20 protein-coding genes are annotated in these 22,166 nt (G+C 55.4%); 8 read left to right on the plus strand and 12 right to left on the minus strand.

From position 1 onward, the window contains the following. Positions 1-138: 138 nt before the first annotated feature. From argR to yhcN-B, 3 genes are all read left to right on the plus strand, one after another. Complete coding sequence (gene argR / locus PGR79_RS08145) at positions 139-609, plus strand: transcriptional regulator ArgR (RefSeq protein WP_015369474.1); 471 nt, start codon at positions 139-141, stop codon at positions 607-609. Between the two features lie 380 nt (positions 610-989). Further along, on the plus strand, positions 990-1,253 hold the full coding sequence (gene yhcN, locus PGR79_RS08150; RefSeq protein WP_015369473.1) for a peroxide/acid stress response protein YhcN: 264 nt from the start codon (positions 990-992) through the stop codon (positions 1,251-1,253). A gap of 100 nt (positions 1,254-1,353) precedes the next feature. After that, positions 1,354-1,620, plus strand: coding sequence for a DUF1471 family stress response protein YhcN-B (gene yhcN-B / locus PGR79_RS08155; protein ID WP_015369472.1), 267 nt, complete (start codon positions 1,354-1,356; stop codon positions 1,618-1,620). Positions 1,621-1,669: 49 nt separating this feature from the next. Here the strand turns inward: yhcN-B and PGR79_RS08160 are convergent, their stop codons facing one another. The 4 genes from PGR79_RS08160 to aaeX form a co-directional block, all read right to left on the minus strand. After that, a complete protein-coding gene (locus tag PGR79_RS08160) occupies positions 1,670-1,945 on the minus strand; it encodes a barstar family protein (protein WP_087859174.1) in 276 nt (91 codons plus the stop codon). An 83-nt stretch (positions 1,946-2,028) separates the two neighbouring features. Beyond that, positions 2,029-3,996 (minus strand): p-hydroxybenzoic acid efflux pump subunit AaeB, encoded by a 1,968-nt coding sequence (gene aaeB / locus PGR79_RS08165; protein ID WP_113375043.1) that lies wholly within the window; start codon positions 3,994-3,996, stop codon positions 2,029-2,031. Between the two features lie 5 nt (positions 3,997-4,001). Further along, positions 4,002-4,934, minus strand: coding sequence for a p-hydroxybenzoic acid efflux pump subunit AaeA (gene aaeA / locus PGR79_RS08170; RefSeq protein ID WP_045397228.1), 933 nt, complete (start codon positions 4,932-4,934; stop codon positions 4,002-4,004). A gap of 7 nt (positions 4,935-4,941) precedes the next feature. Next, positions 4,942-5,145: a p-hydroxybenzoic acid efflux pump operon protein AaeX gene (gene aaeX / locus PGR79_RS08175; RefSeq protein ID WP_002918640.1), complete on the minus strand. Its 204-nt coding sequence runs from the start codon at positions 5,143-5,145 to the stop codon at positions 4,942-4,944. A 130-nt stretch (positions 5,146-5,275) separates the two neighbouring features. Here aaeX and aaeR point away from each other — a divergent pair, with 130 nt between their 5' ends. Beyond that, entirely contained in the window at positions 5,276-6,205 is a 930-nt protein-coding gene (gene aaeR / locus PGR79_RS08180) for an HTH-type transcriptional activator AaeR (RefSeq protein WP_015703623.1), read from the plus strand. Between the two features lie 44 nt (positions 6,206-6,249). Here aaeR and tldD read toward each other — a convergent pair whose 3' ends face one another. The 8 genes from tldD to csrD all read right to left on the minus strand — a co-directional run bounded on the left by tldD (position 6,250) and on the right by csrD (position 18,601). Further along, on the minus strand, positions 6,250-7,695 hold the full coding sequence (tldD, locus tag PGR79_RS08185) for a metalloprotease TldD (RefSeq protein WP_015369467.1): 1,446 nt from the start codon (positions 7,693-7,695) through the stop codon (positions 6,250-6,252). 114 nt (positions 7,696-7,809) lie between these two features. Next, positions 7,810-11,607 (minus strand): AsmA2 domain-containing protein YhdP, encoded by a 3,798-nt coding sequence (gene yhdP / locus PGR79_RS08190; protein ID WP_087859172.1) that lies wholly within the window; start codon positions 11,605-11,607, stop codon positions 7,810-7,812. Between the two features lie 90 nt (positions 11,608-11,697). Further along, positions 11,698-13,167 carry a ribonuclease G gene (gene rng / locus PGR79_RS08195; RefSeq protein WP_015369465.1) on the minus strand — a complete coding sequence of 490 codons (1,470 nt, stop codon included), beginning with the start codon at positions 13,165-13,167 and terminating at the stop codon, positions 11,698-11,700. A 2-nt stretch (positions 13,168-13,169) separates the two neighbouring features. Beyond that, positions 13,170-13,751 (minus strand): Maf family protein, encoded by a 582-nt coding sequence (locus PGR79_RS08200; protein WP_087859171.1) that lies wholly within the window; start codon positions 13,749-13,751, stop codon positions 13,170-13,172. An 8-nt stretch (positions 13,752-13,759) separates the two neighbouring features. Then, positions 13,760-14,248: a rod shape-determining protein MreD gene (gene mreD, locus PGR79_RS08205; RefSeq protein ID WP_087859170.1), complete on the minus strand. Its 489-nt coding sequence runs from the start codon at positions 14,246-14,248 to the stop codon at positions 13,760-13,762. Continuing rightward, on the minus strand, positions 14,248-15,246 hold the full coding sequence (gene mreC / locus PGR79_RS08210; RefSeq protein ID WP_015369462.1) for a rod shape-determining protein MreC: 999 nt from the start codon (positions 15,244-15,246) through the stop codon (positions 14,248-14,250). Before mreC ends, mreD begins: the two co-directional genes overlap by 1 nt. A gap of 70 nt (positions 15,247-15,316) precedes the next feature. Then, entirely contained in the window at positions 15,317-16,360 is a 1,044-nt protein-coding gene (gene mreB / locus PGR79_RS08215; protein ID WP_002918653.1) for a rod shape-determining protein MreB, read from the minus strand. A 300-nt stretch (positions 16,361-16,660) separates the two neighbouring features. Continuing rightward, positions 16,661-18,601, minus strand: coding sequence for an RNase E specificity factor CsrD (gene csrD, locus PGR79_RS08220; RefSeq protein WP_015369461.1), 1,941 nt, complete (start codon positions 18,599-18,601; stop codon positions 16,661-16,663). A gap of 214 nt (positions 18,602-18,815) precedes the next feature. Between csrD and PGR79_RS08225 the strand changes: the two genes are divergently transcribed. From PGR79_RS08225 to aroQ, 4 genes are all read left to right on the plus strand, one after another. Beyond that, complete coding sequence (locus PGR79_RS08225) at positions 18,816-19,790, plus strand: MDR family oxidoreductase (RefSeq protein ID WP_213317945.1); 975 nt, start codon at positions 18,816-18,818, stop codon at positions 19,788-19,790. Positions 19,791-19,867: 77 nt separating this feature from the next. After that, positions 19,868-20,869, plus strand: a complete 1,002-nt coding sequence (msrP, locus tag PGR79_RS08230; RefSeq protein ID WP_113375047.1) for a protein-methionine-sulfoxide reductase catalytic subunit MsrP — start codon at positions 19,868-19,870, stop codon at positions 20,867-20,869. Next, on the plus strand, positions 20,869-21,468 hold the full coding sequence (gene msrQ / locus PGR79_RS08235) for a protein-methionine-sulfoxide reductase heme-binding subunit MsrQ (RefSeq protein WP_087859167.1): 600 nt from the start codon (positions 20,869-20,871) through the stop codon (positions 21,466-21,468). The genes msrP and msrQ overlap by 1 nt, the downstream gene beginning before the upstream one ends. Positions 21,469-21,701: 233 nt before the next feature. Continuing rightward, complete coding sequence (aroQ, locus tag PGR79_RS08240; protein WP_015369457.1) at positions 21,702-22,154, plus strand: type II 3-dehydroquinate dehydratase; 453 nt, start codon at positions 21,702-21,704, stop codon at positions 22,152-22,154. The last annotated feature ends 12 nt before the right edge of the window (positions 22,155-22,166 follow it).

Here is a 22,166-nt window from a genome sequence, read left to right on the forward strand (position 1 = left end):
ATGTTCCTCATCAGGGTTATTTGCTAAAATATGCGCCTTTCATAACATTATTTACGCTATTCCTTTGCGGATTATTTGCATAAAAATGCACTTGTATGCATAATGATGTTGTTTTTACCACCATAATCTGGGTGACTTATGCGTAGTTCGGCAAAACAAGAAGAACTGGTTAAAGCGTTTAAATCGCTGCTTAAAGAAGAAAAATTCAGCTCGCAAGGCGAAATCGTTCAGGCGCTGCAGGAAGAAGGTTTCGAGAACATCAACCAATCGAAAGTTTCCCGCATGCTGACAAAGTTTGGCGCCGTTCGCACGCGTAACGCCAAAATGGAAATGGTCTACTGTTTGCCTGCCGAACTCGGCGTGCCGACGACCTCCAGCCCGCTGAAAAACCTGGTGCTGGACATCGATTATAACGATGCAGTGGTAGTGATCCACACCAGCCCCGGCGCGGCGCAGCTGATCGCACGCCTGCTGGATTCCTTAGGCAAAGCCGAAGGTATTCTGGGTAGTATCGCGGGTGATGACACTATCTTTACCACCCCTGCCCGCGGTTTTTCCGTTAAAGATCTCTACGACGCGATTCTGGTCCTGTTCGAACAGGAACTCTAAGCGCTCCCCCTCTGGTTCCTGCCAGAGGGTTCTTCCCCGCAAAATGCTATTCCCCAAACCTTCAAATAAAGCAGCATTTTTTTAACATTTAGTGTGGTTTTCCACCTCTATACATTCCTTTACCGAATGATAACGACTAAAGCGCACAAAAGATCAAAGCGCAATATCTATTTGATTTAAATATAAATAATCATGTCATTCACCCCATGAATGACATTTCTAATTCTTATACGTTATAAAAACGACATTTCTTGGAAATTATTTACACTGAAAACAATTAGCATGGTATTAATATTTTTGGTGATTAGTGTATACTTGATTTTGTGATGAGGGTCACGAAACAAAGCCCCCTAATAATAAAATTCGACGAGGTGAACATCATGAAAATCAAAACCACTGTAGCCGCACTCAGCATGCTATCCGTACTGTCCTTTGGCGCTTTCGCCGCTGATTCAATCAACAGCACTCAAGCGGAAAGCCGCCAGTCACTGGGCACCGTATCTATCGGCGCGGTAGGTTCTTCCCCGATGGATATGCATGAAATGCTGAACAAAAAAGCACAAGAAGAAGGTGCTTCTTCTTATCGCATTATCGAAGCTCGCACCGGCGACCATTGGCACGCCACTGCTGAACTTTATAAATAAGCTTTAACGATTGTCGGTCATTAACTGAAACAGTATCTCTTCAGCGGCCTGGGTTCATATGAAATCTCCCGCCGCTGCACAAATGGTTGGAGTAAAGATTATGAAAAGCGCAATTATCATCGCATCCCTGGGTCTGGCATCTGTTCTCTCTTTCGGCGCAAGCGCAGCCGTACAGCAAGTGAACGCCGATCAAGCACAAAACCTGCAACCAATGGGCACTATCTCTGTATCGCAAGTAGGTAGCGCGCCAATGGATATGCGCCAGGAACTGGCGGCTAAAGCCGAGAAAGAAGGCGCCAGCAGCTACCGCATTATTGAAGCTCGTACCGGCGACAGCTGGCACGCGACTGCTGAGTTGTACAAATAAACCCTCGTCGTCTTATCCGACGACTTGCCCCCGCCTGCCGGGGGCTTTTTTATGCCCAACGGGCATTAAAACGTAGTAGCCCTTCCAGCTCCTCTTCCGCTTCATCGAACAGCAAAATTAACGCACCAAAGCGACGACGCTGTTTTTCATCCAGATGGACAAATTCAATCTCCAGCGGGAACGGTAAGCGCCCTCCCGTCACCGCGCTCCACAGCGCGTCAAGGTTATCCACCTGCTTATCCGGTAGCGCGAAGGCGCGGGAAAACTCACGATAGAAATCCTGTTGCTCAGCTATTTCATCAAAATCAAAGGTATAAACAGTCATTGCCCGGCGCCCCTTCAGCTCTGTCCCTCTACACCAAATAAGTATAGCGATAAAAAAACCGACGCCGGGCGTCGGTTTGCAGGTTAGCTATTGGTAAATACGTGCTGATATTTTTTCAGCATATCGACCAGTCGTCGTACCGGCTCAGTGACCTGGGGCGACGCCTGCCAGTGAAGGAGTTTTTCCTGATAAACATCAAGCTCTTCCAGCAAGCGGGTAAAGTAACGACGGCGCTTATCGTCGCTACCGGCGGAGATAACGTGATCGGCGGTTCGCCGCAGCTGGCGGTGGAAGGCCGACAGATCCTCGTTTACCGGCACCGGGGCATCGCGTAGACGCTGGTGCGCGATAATCAGCGTCAGCGCCAGCCGGAAGCGGGCGATATCGCCGGGAAACTTATTCAGCAGTAAAAACAGCTGTTGATACAGCGCCGGCAAATGGTTCTCTTTACGCCGGGCGCTATTCGTGGTGAGCGAAGAGACCGCCGCCGAGACGAACTGGTTCAATAACACCCGTCCGGTGCGGGCCTGCGAGTTATCACGCACTAACAGAATCACCATCAGCGCGAGGAAACAGCCGACAATCTGCCCCAGAGCGCTATCGAGGAACTGGCTAAACTGGAACTGCATCGGGTTATCCAGCACCAGAATATTGATGGTGCTCGCCAGGGCCCCCAGCGATCCGAGCCGCCGCTTTTGTACCTCAATACCGATAAAGAACGCCATCGCGGCAAGGCTGATACACAATAGCAGCATACTCTGCTGCGTCGCAGGCATGACGACAAGGAAGAACAGCGCGCCGAGCGGTAAAGCGGCAAGGGTGCCATAGAGGAAGTCTAAGGCCACCATTCGCGGGTTAGGCAGGCGCATCGCCAGCGCGGTCACCACGGCAATCATAACCATAGCCCCGCTACCGGATGTCCAGCCGGTCCATAGCCAGAACAGGGTGCCGAGAATACAGGAAATAGAGGTTCGCCAGAAGTTAACCATTGCGTGGTGACGCTCGGCGGACTCAACCTTCACCACCGTTTCGCCGCGTAAGACTTCATCTTCAATACGGCTAATTTTGGTATTGCCGACCACGCCGCGCTTGAGCAGCAGATAGCGCGTCGCCGCGCCGACCCAGCTATAAATAGTGACCGGCGTATTGTGTTCACCTTTCCAGGTCAGGAAGCGGCGCATACGCTTAAGCTGTTGATGCACATCCTGTACCGTTTCTACGGGCTCGGCAAACAGCTCGCGGTAGTCGTCAGTCACCATCTCCGGGCGTGAGTTCTGGATCAGATAGGTTTCGCAGGCCTGAGTAATCAGCGTCAGCGATAGCGTGTTGATAGCCTTTAGCCGCTGGTTTACCTTCGACCAGCGCGAAGATTCCATGATCAGATTGCCGCGCATCCCTTCCAGCCCGGCGGTACGGCGCACCAGCGCTCCCCAGGCTTTGTCCACCACCTCGCTATCGCCATGGGCGACACAAAGCTGCATCAGGCGATACTGATCCAGCAGCAGGTTATCCAGTTCAAGGTCGATCTCTTTTTTGATAGAGCGCGGGGAAAATAGCAGGTCAGCGACGATAGCGCTGACGATCCCGATGACGATTTCGCTGCAGCGCTCGACGGCAAACTGCGGCGCCAGCATCGGGTCAGTATGAATGGTGATGATGATAATCAGCGCCGTGTAACCCGCCAGCCCCCAGGCGTAGGAGTTTTCCACCTTCACCAGCGAGGAGATCCAGGTGCAGAAACCGGCCCAGAGACAGCAAACCAGCATCATCAATAGCGGCGCGCGGATCATGAGGATAATGATCGCCAGTGCGGCAATACAGCCGATAAACGTCCCGGCAATACGCAGCATCCCGCGGTAGCGAATCGCCCCGGAATAGGGCTCTCCGCCGGCGGCAAATGCCGGACCGGCGGTCACGATAGCCGCGGTCAGTACGGCCCAGCGCGGCGTCTCAAGCTGAAAATGAAAGCCGACGAACAGCGCCAGCACCACCGCGCATGCAAGCTTAATGGCAAAGCGGAGATGCCGGGGAGCAATGGTATAGGTCCCCATGGCGATTAACCAAACTCACGCAAGCGCATGGCGACTTTCTGGAAGAAGTTGGCCTGGCTGGCGTCGCGATCTTCTTTACCGGTAATGACAACGGTCGCGGTGGTGCCCGACGGCCAGAGGTTGCCCTGCTGCTGGTCAAGACGGATACGTACCGGCACGCGCTGCGCCAGACGTACCCACTCAAGGTTGGAGTCAACGGAAGCCATGCCTTTCGCATCGCTGCTGCTGCTGGCGTTAGTCACGCCCGCGGCAACGCTGTCAACGGTACCTTTTATCACCTTACTACTGCCGAGCGGAGTGATTTCGGCACGATAGCCCGGACGCACGCCTTCCAGTTTGGTCTCTTCCAGATAGGCCATCACGTAGAAGGTATTTTGTTTAACCAAAGCGACCGCGGTCGAACCGCGGGTAATGAATTCGCCGGAGTAGACGTTCAGGTTGGTCACCCAGCCATCGGCTGGCGCACGAATCACCGTACGTTCAAGATCCAGTTTGGCTAAATCGCGGCTGGCCACCGCTTTCGCCAGCTGATGCTCAACGGTTTGCAGCACGTTGTTGGCCTGGTCAATCTCTTCGCGCGACATGGCCTGCACGCCGAGCCTGTTACGGCGCCCGGCTTCAACGCGTTTTTCCTGAGCCAGCGTCTGGTAATAGGAGACGTCGGCTTCCGCCTCCGCCAGCGCTTTTTGGTAACGAGGTTGGTCAATAACGAACAATACCTGGTCTTTCTTAACCAGTTGGTTATCCTTGACATTCACCTGCGAAATAAGCCCCGACACGTCCGGCGCGATGGCGACGATATCGGCGCTAAAGCGTGCATCGCGCGTCCACGGCGACGCGGTGTAGTACACCCATGCGCGAAAAATAGCGATAAACGCCAGAATAACCAGTATCACAGTGATGGCAGTACGCAGGATATTTCTTGTTAGTGTTTTCACATCGACCTCAAACGAACAAGCGCGATATCAGATAAAACAGACAGCAATACAGCGCAGTATTAAACAGTGCAGGGTGCCAGACAAAATCATAAATACCGGTCGGAACCAGCAAACGGTGCACCAGCCAGAAGATGGCTAGCGACAATAGCAGCTCAAAGAAGATCGGCGGAAACGATAGGCCGAAAATCACTATGACAGGAAACAGACTCATGATGACCTTGATAAGAAGCGTACAGGTGGTAGCGTGATGCGTTTATTATGTAGCTAACTATATATTAACGTAACAATTGCAGCCTTATCTATAATATGTGATCTAAATCACTTTTAAGCCAGAGTGAATAATGGAACGACTAAAACGTATGTCGGTGTTCGCCAAAGTGGTTGAGCTGGGCTCTTTCACCGCCGCCGCACGCCAGCTCCAGATGAGCGTTTCATCTATCAGCCAGACCGTTGCTAAACTGGAAGACGAGCTACAGGTAAAGCTGCTCAACCGCAGCACCCGCAGCCTGGGCTTAACAGAAGCGGGTAAAATTTATTACCAGGGCTGCCGAAGAATGCTCTTTGAAGCGCAGGACGTCCATGAACAGCTGTATGCCTTCAACAATACCCCTATTGGCACGCTGCGCATCGGTAGCTCTTCAACTATGGCACAGAATGTGCTGGCGCGCATAACCGCCGAAATGCTCAAAGAATATCCGGGTTTATCGATTAATCTGGTGACCGGCATCCCCGCCCCGGACCTGATTGCCGACGGCCTCGACGTGGTGATACGCGTCGGCGCGTTGCAGGATTCCAGCCTCTTCTCGCGGCGGCTGGGCTCGATGCCAATGGTGCTCTGCGCGGCGAAAAGCTATCTCCAGCACGCGGGATGCCCGGAAAAACCGGCGGATCTTGCCAGCCATTCGTGGCTGGAATATAGCGTACGGCCAGATAATGAGTTCGAAATTATCGCCCCGGAGGGGATCTCAACACGCCTGATCCCACAAGGACGCTTCGTCACCAACGACCCGATGACGCTGATCCGCTGGCTGACTGCCGGCGTTGGCGTGGCCTACGTTCCGCTGATGTGGGCGATCGACGAGATCAACCGCGGCGAACTGGAGATCCTGCTGCCGAGCTATCAATCGGATCCGCGACCGGTCTATGCGCTGTATACCGAAAAAGACAAACTGCCGCTGAAGGTGCAGGTGTGTATTAACTATCTGACGGATTATTTCGTCGAAGTGGCGAAGATTTATCAGGGAATGCACGGGCGCGGGATGACCCGTTAATTGACTTCCCGGCAGCGGCTTCGCGCCGCCGGGACCAGCCGTTATCAGGCGGTGCCGCCAACGGTAAGGTTGTCGACTTTCAGCGTCGGCTGTCCGACGCCGACCGGTACGCTCTGCCCTTCTTTACCGCACACGCCAACGCCGCTATCCAGCTTCAGGTCGTTACCGACCATAGAAATCTGCTGCATCGCTTCGATACCGGAACCGATTAGCGTCGCGCCTTTGACTGCTTTAGTCACTTTGCCTTTTTCAATCAGATAGGCTTCCGAGGTCGAGAAGACAAATTTACCGGAGGTAATATCCACCTGGCCGCCGCCGAAGTTCGGCGCATAGATACCGTAATCGACCGATTCGATAATCTCCTGCGGCGTCGACTTACCGGCCAGCATATAGGTGTTGGTCATCCGCGGCATCGGCAGATGCGCATAGGATTCACGGCGACCATTACCGGTCGGCGCAACGCCCATTAAACGCGCGTTGAGCTTATCCTGCATATAACCTTTCAGGACGCCGTTTTCGATAAGCACGTTGTATTGACCCGGCGTACCTTCGTCATCAATCGCGACCGAACCACGGCGATCGGCCATGGTGCCGTCATCCACGACGGTGCACAGTTCAGAGGCGACTAATTCGCCCATGTGACCGCTGAAGACCGAGGTGCCGCGACGGTTAAAGTCACCTTCCAGGCCGTGGCCGACGGCTTCATGCAGCAGCACGCCAGGCCAGCCCGCGCCAAGCACCACCGGCAGCATACCGGCTGGCGCGGCAACCGCGGACAGATTGACTAATGCCATACGTACCGCTTCACGCGCCCAGACATCCGCCCGTACGTCGCCATCCAGCGGCGCGAGGAAATAATCATAGCCAAACCGTCCGCCGCCGCCGCTGGCGCCGCGCTCGCGTTTGCCGTCTTCTTCCACCAGCACGCTCACGGAGAGACGAACCAGCGGACGAACATCAGCGGCCAGCGTTCCGTCCGTTGCCGCCACCAGGATAAGCTCGTAGACGCCGCTCAGGCTGGCGGAAACTTCCTGCACGCGCTTATCGGCAGCACGCGCCACCTTATCAACGCGGCGCAGGATATCCAGTTTCTCTTCGCGGCTCATGCTCTGCAGCGGATCGACGCTGGTATAGAGAGAGCTGTATTCCACCGCGCCGAGCGTCTGCACTTTGCCGTCGCCATGGTCGCGGACGATAGTACGCGCCGCCTGGGCGCTCTGCTCAAGCGCCAGTTTGCTGATTTGGTCCGCATAGGCAAAACCGGTTTTTTCGCCGCTTACCGCCCGGACGCCTACGCCCTGGTCAATATTGTACGACCCATCTTTGATGATGCTGTCTTCCAGAACCCAGGATTCGTGATAGCTCGACTGAAAATAAAGATCGCCGTAATCGAGACGGCGCTCAGCCAGTTGGCCAAGAATGGCAAACAGGTCCTGATGGTTCAGGCCATTTGCCGACAGTAATTGTTCACTTACCAGGTTCAAACTCATCGTTACGCTACTCGTTTGTTGCCGCCTGACACAGGGAAATGCCATGCGGCGAAAAAGATGACGGGGAGAAAATACTCTCTATTGAGAGTGCGATAATTCCCCGTACTCGTCAAATCATTGCTTTTTGTTGCTGCGCGCCTGGCGCAGCACTTCATTGATTTCCGGCTGATCGATTGGACCCGTAATGCGATAGCGCAGAATCGATACTTTGTTCCACAGCGGCCCAAGCACCTTGCTGGCGGCAAACACCGCCGCGCCGACAATCGGGTTGACGGCGAATGCCGCCGCTACGCCCACGGTTGCCGAAATTTCCGGCGCCACCACCGCTTGTAAATCTAAACGACGGCGCACCAGATCGACCGAACCTTTCATCGCGATGTCGGCTTCAAGCCCATCCACCAGCGTATCATCCGTATTCAGCACGCCGTCTTTAATCCACGCCGTACTGCGAATTGAATCGAACCAGAACCCTTCCTGGAAGGTGTCGCTGAAATCGAAGCGTAGCTTACGCAGCAGCGCATCAACGCTCAATAGCCTTAACAGCTGACCGGCATGACCAGTGCTCAGGTCAGTAAACTCGCCTTTGCCGAGGCGGCTTTTGAGGATCCCGTTCAGCGAAGCGACATCAGGCTGCCATGGCGGCGCGCGCCAGTGCAGATCGTAATCGACATCAAACGACGACCCTTTCACCGGCGTCGAAACACCGAAGAAGTTCACGAAGTCGTCCGTTTTATTACCGTGCAGCTTGCCTTTCAGCGAGGTACGCACGCCGCCGGGCGCATTCACCCAGACGCCATCGGTAGTGAGGCGGCCAAAGCCGGTATCCACCAGGCCATTGCTGAGGGTTAGCGTATCGCCCTTGATATTGAAGTCACCGTCGATTCGCCCATACTTTTGCCCCCACAGCCAGCACTCTTTACAGCGCAGCTGTAAATCAGGCCAGCCGCGGAAATCCAGACGCGTATCAGCCAGCGGGCCGCTCTCTTTTTTCACCGTGCCGTTGTTATCGCTGGAAGGGTTGTAATAGAGATAGCGAATGGCCGCCAGCCAGGGCGCGTTCTTATGCATCGTCAACGTGGCGTTGATTTCACGCCCCTGCGCCTCCACCTTCGAGCCGCTACCGTCAGGCTGGGAAACCAGACTGACGTTATTCCAGTTCTGTCCGGCGAAGGCCAGCGACGGTGTACGAAGCGTCACGCGCTCCGGGAAGGCCATATTACTGCTCACTTCGTTGACGGCCCCCCGCTGGAACAACGCCAGCCATTGCGCGCCATCCATCGCCGGCATATTCAGCTCGACGCCTGATGCTTCAGGCAGCGAAGGAATCGCTTTGCTGTCGGAGGTCAAAATCGCCCGGTCGAGCGTCAGCTTATTATTCAGCAGCCAGCGACTATTGACGTGGTTCTTGCTGCCGATATTGCCGGTCAAATCGAAGCTGTTTAAGCCGCCGGTCACGTTGATTTTCACCGGCAACGGTTCGCCCGCCGATTTATTCACCGGCGCAGGTAAGTGACTACTCACATTTCTCAGATCGCCGTTGATATCGACTTTGTAGCTCGCGCTACCGCGATACGGTAACTCAATGGCCACTTTGCCATCCCAGGGGACGCTGCCGCTGAGTTCATCGTTGACCGCTTTCGGCAGCAGGCCGGTACGCGTCGGCTGCCAATTAGCGTTCATGCCGACGTCAACGAGGAAGGCTTTCGCCCCTTCCGTGGTGGTGAAATTGAGGTTCAGCGGTTGATTAAACCAGGTCGCGCTTAGCGGCCCGCTTTTTAAATCTCCATTCTCAAAGCTGAACTGACCATTGAGATTCTTCAGCGTCGCGTCAATCGGCTTGATAAACAGATCGTTATTTTTCAGCCGCACATCGCCTTTGGCGGTGGTCATCTCGCCATCGAGCGGGATAGCAAGATGTAAGCGAGCGCTCACATTACCATCAAGCTGTAGTTCATCCAGCGCCGAGCCGAGCGTGTCCTTCAGCGGGGTCTGTTTGAAATAAGGGCCAACCTCTTTGCCTGGACCGTTAACATCGGCATCGATAAACAATTTTTCATGGGAATAGTCAGGGATCACCGCGTCAAGGTTGCTGGCGGTGACGTTGCCCAGCATCGCTTTATCCGCCTTCATCCACAGGCCGTTATTGACGAAGTTAAGGTTGATATCTAATCCGGTCAGCGCCGGCCAGTCCGGCTGGAAGGCGAAGGTCGCGTTCTTCAGCGGTACCGAAACCTGGAATTGGCCTTCGTTATGCTCATAAGGGAACAGATGCGGGTTGCCGCCGTAAACCAGGGTAGCGTTGCTGGCCTGTCCGCCCTTAATTGCGCCGCTCAGGTAATCCACCAGCGCTTTGCCCATCAGGTTTTCCGGGAAATAACGCCACGCCTGGCCGCCGTCGTTAGTGCTGATGCCCGCCAGGATGCCTAACCACGGCTCATCGCCTTCCGGCTGCAGATAGCGGAAGCCGCCGCGCGCGCGAACGCCGGTTGCCTGCACGTCGATATCGCGGCCATCCAGCATAAAGCCCTTGCTGTTCTTCTCCCAGCTCAGGGTCGCATCGCCCTGGGCTATCTCCAGCGGCGCGCGAAAGACCGTTTCATAAGGCATTTTCGCCTGGGTCATATGCGCGCGCAGTTCGCCGTTTTCCACGCTGCCGCTCAGGCTGCCGGAAAAGTGCTCGGCCCCCGGCAACAGTTTCCACTGCTTCCACGCCAGATCGCTCCAGTCAGCCTGGAAACGGGTCTTCTCCGTTGCCTGCAGCGGGATATCTAACGCCAACAGGTTAATTTTTCCGCTCGGCTGGGTGGTTCGCCAGACTTCGCCGAAGCTCGGCGCCAGCTTATCGGCCATCGGTTGCAGACCGGTCAGGCCGCCAAGATCGAGATTGCTGGCGCGGATGCGTAGCTCATCGCTGCGCTGATTGTTATTACCACCCACTTCCTGCGCCGGGATCCACGCCATCGCCAGCGCGCCGCGCGGCCAGGCCTTGCCGTCTATCGAGATCCGCGTGTCGGGGATATGAAATGCCCAGCTTTGATTTTCGCGTGTGATATGCGCCGTCAGGTTATCCACCGACAGCTTATGCAGATGTTTATCGCCCTGCCAGCTGGCACCGCCTTTTTTCAGCCATACATCACCGCTGGCGACATCGCCTTTATCGATAGTCATCCAGCCTTCGAGACTAAAGCGCGCGCTCTGCAGGGCTATGTTGTCCTGCATCCAGCGTCCGAGCCAGGGTTTAACGTCGATGTCATCGGCCTGTAACCAGAGGCGCCCCTTGTTGAGCAGGCCGTTCTCGTCACGTAAATCCATCCGCACCTGCATGACGCCGTGCTGGCCGGTGAGACTCGAAAGGCTCAGTTGCCCCTCGGCGCGGTGGCGGTTTTTACCGTTAAGCCAGGTCAGCTGTGGGATCGCCAGTTCAGCACGCTGACCGGAAATCGTCAGGAAGCTCAAATGGCTATCACGGAGAATAAAGTGGTCAAACTGACGCAGGAACAGATCGCTGATGCGATCGGTCTTCAGACTTGCGCCGTCGTCGTTAGTCTGGATGGGCGTATTGGTGTGAATTTGCAGCTGCCAAAAGGTCAGGTCGCGGAACTGCCAGCGCATATGTAGCAGGCTTTGCCAGACGTCGAGCGCAAGGGTAACCCGTTTGATCGTCATTTCGCCACCGTCTTTCAAGGTGGCTTTAATATCGCGAACGTCCAGCGTCGGGCCGAAGTTTTCCCAGTTGGCGTTGATCTGCGAGGCATCAACCGCGACCCCGGATACCGCGGTAATTTTCTCCAGCAGTTGGGGACGCCAGTTATTTAGCTGCGGCAATGCCAGACGCAGGCCACTCACCAGCAGCGCAACAATCACCACCACGGTTGCCACGGTGAGCAGTAATATCCCGGGCCATCGCCTCAACGCATCTCTCCTTGTCAGCCTGTTACGCTTTATCCTTCAGCCCGCCTGTTTACCCGCCCCCGACGCCATCGGGAGCGACAGGCTGAATGATTACATCATTACCACATCGAACTGCTCTTGATTATAGAGCGGCTCAATTTGTACTTTGACCTGCTTGCCGACAAAGATTTCAACTTCCGCCAGCGCGTGGGACTCTTCCCCTTTCAGAGCTTCCGCGACGGCAGGTGAAGCATAGACCAGGAAGCGGTCTGAGTCATACGCATGATGCACGCGGACTATTTCGCGCATGATCTCATAACAGACCGTTTCGACCGACTTTACCGTACCGCGCCCATGACAGGTAGGACACTCGTTACACAGCACATGTTCCACGCTTTCACGGGTGCGTTTACGGGTCATCTCGACCAGCCCCAGCTGCGAGAAGCCGTTAATGCTGGTTTTCACCCGGTCTTTACTCAGCGCCTGCTCCAGGGAATGCAGTACCCGACGACGATGATCTTCATTATTCATATCGATAAAATCAATGATGATAATGCCGCCCAGGTTACGCAGACGCAGCTGGCGCGCGATGGCCTGCGTGGCTTCAATATTGGTATTGAAGATAGTGTCGTCGAGATTGCGGTGGCCAACGAACGCCCCGGTGTTGATATCGATGGTGGTCATCGCTTCGGTCTGATCGATGATCAGATAGCCGCCTGATTTCAGCTCGACTTTACGCTCCAGCGCGCGCTGGATTTCGTTCTCAACGTCAAAGAGATCGAAAATCGGCTGGCGGCCGCTGTAATGTTCCAGCTTGCTGGTCATTTCCGGGATGTATTCCGCGGTGAACTCCAGCAGCGCCTCGTAGGTCAGGCGCGAATCCACGCGAATGCGGTCAAGCTGAGCATCGGCGAAATCGCGCAGCACGCGCTGGGCCAGCGCCAGCTCGCCGTACATCTGATAGCGGGTCTGGTTACGCTTTTTGCGTTCCATCACTTTGGTCCAGACGCGCTTGAGGTAGGCCGCATCCGCCGCCATCTCTTGCTCATGCACGCCTTCCGCCGCGGTGCGGATAATAAACCCGCCCTGCTCGTCGCAATATTCGGTGACCACGCTTTTCAGACGTTCGCGCTCGGCCTCGCTTTCAATTCTCTGCGATACGCCGACGTGCGAAGCTCCCGGCATAAAGACCAGATAGCGGGAAGGTATGGTGATGTCGGTGGTTAGACGCGCGCCTTTGGTACCCAGCGGGTCTTTCACCACCTGCACCATCAGGTCCTGGCCCTGACGCACTAGTTCGGAAATATCGCGAACGGTAAACTGCTTTTGCTCTTCACCCGCCACGCACTCGGTGTGCGGCATGATATCGGAAGCATGCAGGAAGGCGGCCTTATCCAGGCCAATATCTACAAAAGCCGCCTGCATTCCAGGCAACACACGACTGACACGACCTTTGTAGATATTGCCTACGATTCCGCGCCGCGCTTCTCTCTCAATATGAATTTCCTGCAGGATCCCGCCATCGATATACGCGACGCGCGTCTCGGATGGCGTTACGTTAACTAATAATTCAGCCGTCATCTTTATCCCTTTTCTTCACGCAGTGAGTTAAAGTTACTCAGCAACTCATACGTTTCCACCAGCGGTAAGCCGACTACGGCGTGATAGCTGCCATTTATCTTCCTGACAAAACAACCACCCAACCCTTGAATACCGTATGCGCCTGCTTTATCTAAAGGTTCGCCGCTGGCTACGTAGGTAGCGATATCCTGCTCGGAGAGCAGACGGAAGGTCACTTCCGTCACCACCAGGCAATCCAGCGTTTGCTGCTTATCCGCCAACGCCACCGCGGTCATCACCTGGTGGGTTTTTCCGGAAAGCATGCGAAGCATTTCTGCGGCGTGCCCGGCGTCGCGCGGCTTTTCCAGCACTTCGCCGTTAAGAATGACAATCGTATCCGCGCCCAACACCGGCAGATCGCGCGGCGCCATAGCAACGCCAGCCAGCGCTTTTTCACGCGCCAGACGCGCAACGTAATGCGCAGCGCTCTCCTGCGGGTCGCGCCGTTCCTCAATACCCGGAACCAGGCGTTCGAAAGAGAGACCAAGCTGAGTTAACAGTTCCTGCCGACGCGGGGAACCAGAAGCCAGATACAGAGTTGTCATATCAACCTTTATTGAACCGCAAATTGCTGACGCACTTTACGCATTAGCAGGAATAGCCACGGCCAGAGCACACCGTTTACTACACTACTCCAGAACACTTCCGGACGGAAAGAGACGTTGATCACTAAAAACTCTGCCCAGAAAACAATGATATCAACGGCAAGAGACAACAGCATGACCACCAGCGCCTGTTGCCAGAGCGCCAGATTACGGAACAACTGATATTTTAAAGCGACCAGATAGGCAACAATACTTAACGACAGCGCGCGTACGCCGAGGGTCGAACCGCTGATGAGGTCGAGAACCGCCCCCATAACAAAGCCGGTACCGACGTTAACCCGATGCGGCAGCGCGAGGATCCAGTACAGCAGAATCAATAACACCCAGTTTGGCCGGAAGACGGTGATGTCCTGCGGCCAGGGCATAATCTGCAGCAATAGCGCGATAAGAAACGAGAGCCAGATAACCCAGCGTCCCTGGCTACGATAACTTGCCACTATTGCCCCCCTGCTGGCAGAGGTTGCGCGGACGGCGGCGGCGTCAGGCCCGTCGCCGGCGCCGGCATCTGCGGCCCCATAGCATCAGGCGCAGGCAGCACCTGCGGCATCATTTGCATCAGGCGCTCATTGGCAACGCGGTGAACCTCTTCCGGGGTCATCGGGTTGGCGCCGTTGCGATCGGCGCCCCACAGCAGCAGCAGATAGCGCAAACGCTGCAGACCGGCGGTCGGACGGGCCTGGATTACCGTATAAGCACGTTGAGTATCCAGACGTACCGAGGAGACCACCCCAACCGGATATCCTTCCGGGAAGCGTCCGCCGAGCCCGGAGGTCACCAGCACATCGCCGACGCGAATATCGGTATTCGCCGGCAGGTGTTCAAGCTGTAAATCATCAGTGCAGCCGTTGCCGGCGGCAATCACGCGGATATCGTTACGCAGCACCTGGATCGGCAAGGCATGGGTCGCATCGCAAATAAGCAGCACGCGGCTGGTCATTTTCGCAACCGCCACCACCTGGCCGACAACGCCCTTGTCGCTAATAACCGGCTGGCCTTCATATACGCCATTGACGCTGCCTTTATCGATAACGACCTGATCGCTGTAAGGGTCGTTAACCGTCGAGATAACCTGAGTCACCATCTTCTGCTCGTCCTGACGCAGCGGCGAGCCTAACAGCTCACGTAAACGGGCATTTTCTTGTTTGTATTGACCAAGCATCAGCAGATCGCTGTTTTTCAGCAGCAGTTCCTGACGCAGCGCGCGGTTTTCCAGTTCGAGCTGATCGCGGGTCGCCAGCGATTGCGATACGCTGTCGAGCAGTTCCCGGGGACCATTTGAGATAAAGTAGAAAGGACTGACGGCTGTATCCATGTACGTTCGGATTTGGCTGAACGTACCCAGGCGGCTGTCGGCGATAATGACGCCAAGCGCCACCAAAACCGCCAGAATAAGGCGAATCTGTAGCGACGGGCCACGGCTAAAAATTGGCTTCATAGGCTATGCGTATTCTCGTGTCAGTAAAGACCAGAGGCAGCCCTTAAGCTGCCCCAGACCTTCAGGCTGACTACTCTTCGCTGAACAAGTCGCCGCCGTGCATATCGATCATTTCCAGCGCCTTACCGCCGCCACGAGCGACGCAGGTCAGTGGATCTTCTGCAACTACGACAGGGATCCCTGTCTCTTCCATTAACAGACGGTCAAGGTTACGCAGCAGCGCGCCGCCGCCGGTCAGGACCATACCGCGCTCGGAGATATCGGATGCCAGCTCCGGCGGGCACTGTTCCAGCGCGACCATAACGGCGCTGACGATGCCGGTCAGCGGCTCCTGCAGCGCTTCGAGGATTTCGTTGGAATTCAGGGTGAAGCCGCGTGGAACGCCTTCAGCCAGGTTACGGCCGCGCACTTCGATTTCGCGTACTTCATCACCCGGGTAAGCAGAACCGATTTCGTGTTTGATACGCTCAGCGGTCGCTTCGCCGATCAGGGAACCGTAGTTACGACGCACGTAATTGATCACGGCTTCATCGAAACGGTCGCCGCCGATACGTACGGAAGAAGAGTAGACCACGCCGTTCAGGGAGATAACCGCGACTTCGGTAGTACCGCCGCCGATATCAACAACCATAGAACCGGTCGCTTCAGAAACCGGCAAGCCTGCGCCGATCGCGGCCGCCATCGGCTCTTCGATCAGGAAGACTTCGCGGGCGCCAGCGCCCTGCGCGGATTCGCGGATAGCACGACGCTCAACCTGAGTCGCGCCAACCGGCACGCACACCAGCACGCGCGGGCTCGGGCGCATAAAGCTGTTGCTATGCACCTGTTTAATAAAGTGTTGCAGCATCTTTTCAGTCACGAAGAAGTCGGCGATAACGCCGTCTTTCATCGGGCGAATCGCCGCGATATTGCCCGGCGTACGGCCCAGCATCTGCTTCGCTTCATGACCTACAGCGGCAACGCTTTTCGGCGAACCGGCACGATCCTGACGAATGGCCACAACGGAAGGCTCATTCAATACGATGCCTTGTCCTTTTACATAAATAAGGGTATTCGCGGTACCCAGGTCAATGGACAGGTCATTGGAAAACATGCCACGAAATTTTTTTAACATACTAAGGGATAATCCTGAAAGCTGGGGCGGAAAACAAAATCCGCTTACTTTACCAACCACACGCAGCAGCGACAAGGCGCAAAAATCATCTGCTACGGTGAAAATTAGTGCAGTTCATTTCCTTTGTTACAAACATTTACGAAGTCCCTTCGGCGCTGAATAAATCAGCTGCGCTCCGTGCTCTGTTTGTACCTGTCAAAGGTCAGTCTTGCGTAAGTTGCGACATTCCGGCGGGTAGACAAGCACACCCCCTTTACTATGGCGCGCGTTATTCTACGTGAAATCACGCCAAACGGCAGATCAAACAGAGTATCTTTGCGAATATTTTTTCACATTTGTGTCAAGTGGCTGTGAGGCGGCAAAAAATTCCCCCTGACCGCCGGTCACGCCGCATTGCGACAGCACCTGCCACTCGCTGCGACTGCGGACTCCCGTCGCAAAAACCTGTACCGGCATCCCTTTACAGGCCTCCACCAGACTTTGAACCAGTAACTGGTTCTCGCTGCGTTTTTCAATATTGCGCGATAGCCCTTGATGCAGCTTGATCACTTCCACATCCAGCTGCTTGATCCAACTGGTGCCAACCAGCGTCAACCCGGCCTGAACCACAGCGACGCGAATGCCCAGCGCGTTTATCAACCGCATAACCGGGTGTAAACGGCCGATATATTGACAAACATCCGCCTCTGCAAGTTCAAAAATAATCCGCCGACGTTGCGATTTTTCGCACTGCATCATGGTATCGCGCAGCCAGCGCTGGAAACGCGGGCGAATCAGCGACTCCACGGTCACCTGTAGCGCCAGCGTTTGATCCGGCCAATAACTTAATAACGGCAGCAAACGCGTAATCTGTAGGCGATCGTACTCTTCCGCTAAGCCGAACTGCTGCACCATCGGCATATACTCGGCGGCAATCACCTCTTCTTTACCGTCATAGATGCGGCACATGAGCTCGCGGTGATGTACCCGCCCATCGCGCATGACCGCCGGTTTCTGATACAAGCGCGGGCCGCCGCGGCTGAGCATCTGCTCGATAAGCGTTCGCCAGCGCACGTTGCCGCGCCCCTTCTCCGGCAGCGAATCATCGTAAACCGCCCAGCTATTACTCCCCTGCAGCACGGCGTTGCGGGTGGCGGCTTCAGCATGTTCCATCACCTGAGAGGTGGACTGGCCGCTGCGGAACGCGCAGATGCCGATATGCATCGTGTCGTCTTTATCCAGCACCCGCGTTGACGGCAGCGCATCCATTGCCTTCAGCAACTGCCCGGCAATACTATCAGCCTCTTTTAAAGTGCGATGCGGCAATAAGACGGCGAAGTCGCTACGGTGATAGCGCGCCAGTAGCGAGCCGGGATAGCGCATAATAAAAGTAGACAGCAAATTAATTAGCGTGAAGTAATGTTCTTCCGCCGCCGCCCGTCCCCAGTTATCGCGCAGCAGATCAAACTCCGGCAGGCGAATCATCATCACAATACCGTGCGCCCCCACCTTTTCCTGATCGTCCAGCAGCGTCGCCAGTTGATTATCAAAGAACAGGCGGTTGTTAAGGCCGGTTTTGGAATCCTGGGCGGCGTAGGAGCGAATCAGGGTATCCATGCGGCTGCGCTGATCGCTGGCGAACTGCAGCTCAGAGAGCAGCATATCCAGCGCGCTGCTGGTACTGGCCGGCCATTCATGAACCGAACCGCGCACCTGCGGCCCGCGCTCGCCGCTGAGAATGCGCCGCGCGCGCAGCTCCAGTAGCTCCTGTCCCGCCAGCTGGCGGCGGATCCAGCGAATCGAAAAGAAGATAATCAGCACCATGAAGCCGATGGCGAAGGAGAGCGGCGCGGTGACGTGAAGCGAACGGAAGTAATTGACCATCGGGTCCATGTAGACCAGACGAATCGAAATTCCGGGATGTTTGAGCGAGGGTACCGTCATTTCACGATACTGGTTGTTACTGCCCAGCGGACGGTAACTGTCGCCGCGGGTATGGCTGTAAAGCGATTTGCCGTTGAGCAGAAAATCAATATGTTCGACTTCTACCGGCGTGAGCAGCTCGTCCATTTGCGGTTCGAGCTTCTCAAAAGAGGTGGTCACCAGGCGGCTATCCAACATCGTCGCCACCGCCTGCACGCGATTCTCAACTTTAATCTGAATGCCGTTGTAAAAGCTCAGCGACGCGCCGATCAGCGTGACAAAAATCGTCAGGCTGGTGAGCAGCGTAACAAATGCTGAGAATTTCGTCGTTAATCGCATCCCTGTGTTAACTCCGCGTGTGAATAACTACCCGATGGGCATTCGGGCCCCTTTTAAGACTTTTACTTAAGTAAGTACTAACTTTCTGAAGCGACGCATACTACCAAAGCTGGCGTATCTGGCAATTTATTGCGTTACATCCACGTAATAATGCCGTTAGCGAGTATAGTCTGCAGAATAATTTTTCCAATCTTCAAACCGCGAGGAACCACATATGCAGGCTTTAATCTTAGAACAGCAGGATGGCAAAACCCTTTCCTCGGTGCAAAACATCGATGCCAACCTGCTGCCGCCAGGCGATGTGACTGTCGATATTCACTGGTCGAGCCTCAATTATAAAGATGCCCTGGCCATTACCGGCAAAGGAAAAATTATCCGCAACTTTCCGATGATTCCTGGTATCGATTTTGCCGGTACCGTCCATGCCAGCGAAGATCCGCGTTTTCACGTTGGCCAACAGGTGTTACTCACCGGTTGGGGCGTGGGAGAAAACCATTGGGGCGGCCTGGCCGAGCGCGCCCGTGTCAAAGGCGAATGGCTGGTGGCCATGCCTGAAGGTCTCGACGGACGCAAAGCGATGGCCATCGGTACCGCAGGCTTTACCGCCATGCTATGCGTGATGGCGCTGGAAGACGCCGGGGTGCGACCGCAGGATGGCGAGATCGTCGTAACAGGCGCCAGCGGCGGCGTCGGCAGCACAGCAGTCGCTCTGCTGCATCACCTGGGTTATCAGGTGGCGGCGGTGTCCGGTCGCGAAAGTACCCATGACTATCTGAGAAGCCTCGGCGCGCAGCGTATTCTGGGCCGCGACGAGTTCGCTGAGAGCCGTCCGCTGGAAAAACAAATCTGGGCGGGCGCTATCGATACCGTCGGCGATAAAGTGCTGGCTAAGGTGCTGGCGCAGATGAATTACGGCGGCTGCGTCGCGGCCTGCGGCCTGGCGGGCGGTTTCGCGCTGCCGACCACCGTGATGCCGTTTATCCTGCGCAATGTACGCCTGCAGGGCGTCGATTCGGTAATGACTCCGCCTGCGCGCCGCGCAGAAGCCTGGCGCCGGCTGGTGCGCGATCTGCCTGAGTCTTTTTACGCGCAAAGCGCGACCGAAATCAGTCTGGCGGATGCCCCGGCCTTTGCCGACAAAATCATGAACAACCAGATCCAGGGACGTACGCTGGTCAAAATCGGCTAATCTGCAATTTTTCGTGACATATTCGCGATCGCGCTCCGCCTCCGTCATGCTTAGAAAAAAGTATGACGGAGGACGCCATGAAAACCAGAAAACTGACGGAAGCCGACGTAACGGCGGAATCGGTATTTAACCTGCAGCGCCGCCAGGTGCTGAAAATGCTCGGTATCGGCGCGACGGCGATGTCGCTCTCAACGAAGGCCCACGCCGACCTGCTCGATTGGTTTAAAGGCCATGACCGCCCGCCGGCGCCCGCCGGAAAGGCGCTGACCTTCGATAAACCCGCAGCATGGCAAAATAAGCTCGCCCTCACCCCGGAAGATAAAGTCGCCGGCTACAATAACTTTTATGAATTCGGCCTCGATAAAGCCGATCCGGCCGCTAACGCAGGCAGCCTGCGCACTGACCCCTGGACGCTTACCATCGGCGGCGAAGTCGCCAAACCCCTGACGCTCGATCACGACGACCTGACCCATCGTTTCCCGCTGGAAGAGCGTATTTATCGTATGCGCTGCGTAGAGGCCTGGTCGATGGTCGTGCCGTGGGTCGGCTTCCCGCTGCATAAACTGCTCGCGCTGGTGGAGCCCACCAGCAACGCCCGCTACGTCGCTTTCAAAACGCTGTATGCGCCGGAACAAATGCCGGGACAAAAAGATCGCTTCATCGGCGGCGGCCTGACCTATCCCTATGTCGAAGGGTTGCGCCTTGATGAAGCAATGCACCCGCTCACGTTGATGAGCGTTGGCGTCTATGGGAAAGCGCTGCCGCCGCAAAACGGCGCGCCCATCCGCCTGACCGTGCCGTGGAAGTATGGATTTAAAGGGATTAAATCTATCGTAAGCATCGAATTAACCCGCGAGCGGCCGCCGACCACCTGGAATCTGGCGGCGCCGGATGAATACGGTTTCTATGCCAATGTGAACCCGCACGTCGATCATCCGCGCTGGTCGCAGGCCAGCGAGCGGTTTATCGGCGCCGGTGGCGTACTCGATGTAAAACGCCAGCCGACGTTGCTGTTTAATGGCTATGCCGAGGAAGTCGCGTCGCTGTATCGAGGGCTTAACTTACGGGAGAATTTCTAGTGCGCCTGAGCGTTAAACAGATAGGCTGGCTGAAAGTTGTGCTGCATTTAGCCGGTTTTTTACCGCTGGTCTGGCTGTTCTGGGCCGGACATCAGGGCTATTTCAGCGCCGATCCGGCAAAGGATATCCAGCATTTTACCGGACGGATGGCGCTGAAGTTTTTGCTTGCCACCTTGCTTATTACGCCGCTGGCGCGTTACGCTAAACAGCCATTATTGATACGCACCCGCCGGTTATTAGGGTTATGGTGCTTTGCCTGGGCCACGTTGCACCTCACCAGTTATACGTTGCTGGAGCTCGGCATTAACAATCTGGCGCTGCTCGGTTCCGAGATAATCAACCGTCCGTATCTCACGCTTGGTTTAATCAGTTGGCTGGTTTTACTGGCGCTGGCGGCGACGTCAACCCAGTACATGCAACGAAAATTAGGCCGACGTTGGCAAACATTGCACAACTTCGTCTATCTGGTGGCGATCCTCGCCCCTATTCATTATCTGTGGTCGGTGAAGATTTTATCGCCGCAGCCGCTGATTTATGCCGGACTGGCAATAGTACTTTTAGCCAGCCGCTACAAGAAGTTTCGCCAGTGGTGGCGCTAATCTCCGGATATGTGCAGTTCCCCGCAGAACGTTTATCAACCGCGACTCTTTTTACGATAGCGGTTGATAATCTTCCCTGATAAGACCAGTATTTAGCTGCCAATTGCTACGAAATCGTTATAATGTGCGACTTTGGTTTTCCTGAAGGGGTTTTCGAACCCTGAAAAGGTGACAAGCGCGTATCGAAGGTATATTTTGTTTTTTACCCGAGGTTAGCAGGAGATAGCTGCACAATGGCTGACAAGTTTCGCATTTTGCTTTTGAACGGACCAAACCTTAATATGCTCGGCAGCCGTGAACCCGAGAAGTACGGTTCGCTAACGCTGGCAGAAATTGTTAACCGTTTAACCGCAGAAGCGGAAGCGCTAAACGTGACGCTCGACCACCTGCAATCCAATGCGGAGTTCGCGCTCATCGACCGAATTCATCAGGCTAAAGACTCTGTGGACTATATCCTGATCAATCCGGCCGCGTTTACGCATACCAGCGTGGCCATCCGCGACGCGCTGCTTGCCGTGAGTATCCCGTTTATCGAGATTCACCTGAGCAACGTGCATGCGCGCGAGCCGTTCCGTCACCACTCGTATCTGTCTGATGTCGCCTCGGGCGTAATCTGCGGATTAGGTGCGGACGGCTATTCATACGCTTTACAGACGGCGGTCAAACGCCTGTCACAAACACACTAAACAAAGAGTACG

Source organism: Klebsiella sp. 141161 (assembly GCF_050600815.1).
Lineage (GTDB): Bacteria > Pseudomonadota > Gammaproteobacteria > Enterobacterales > Enterobacteriaceae > Klebsiella > Klebsiella aerogenes.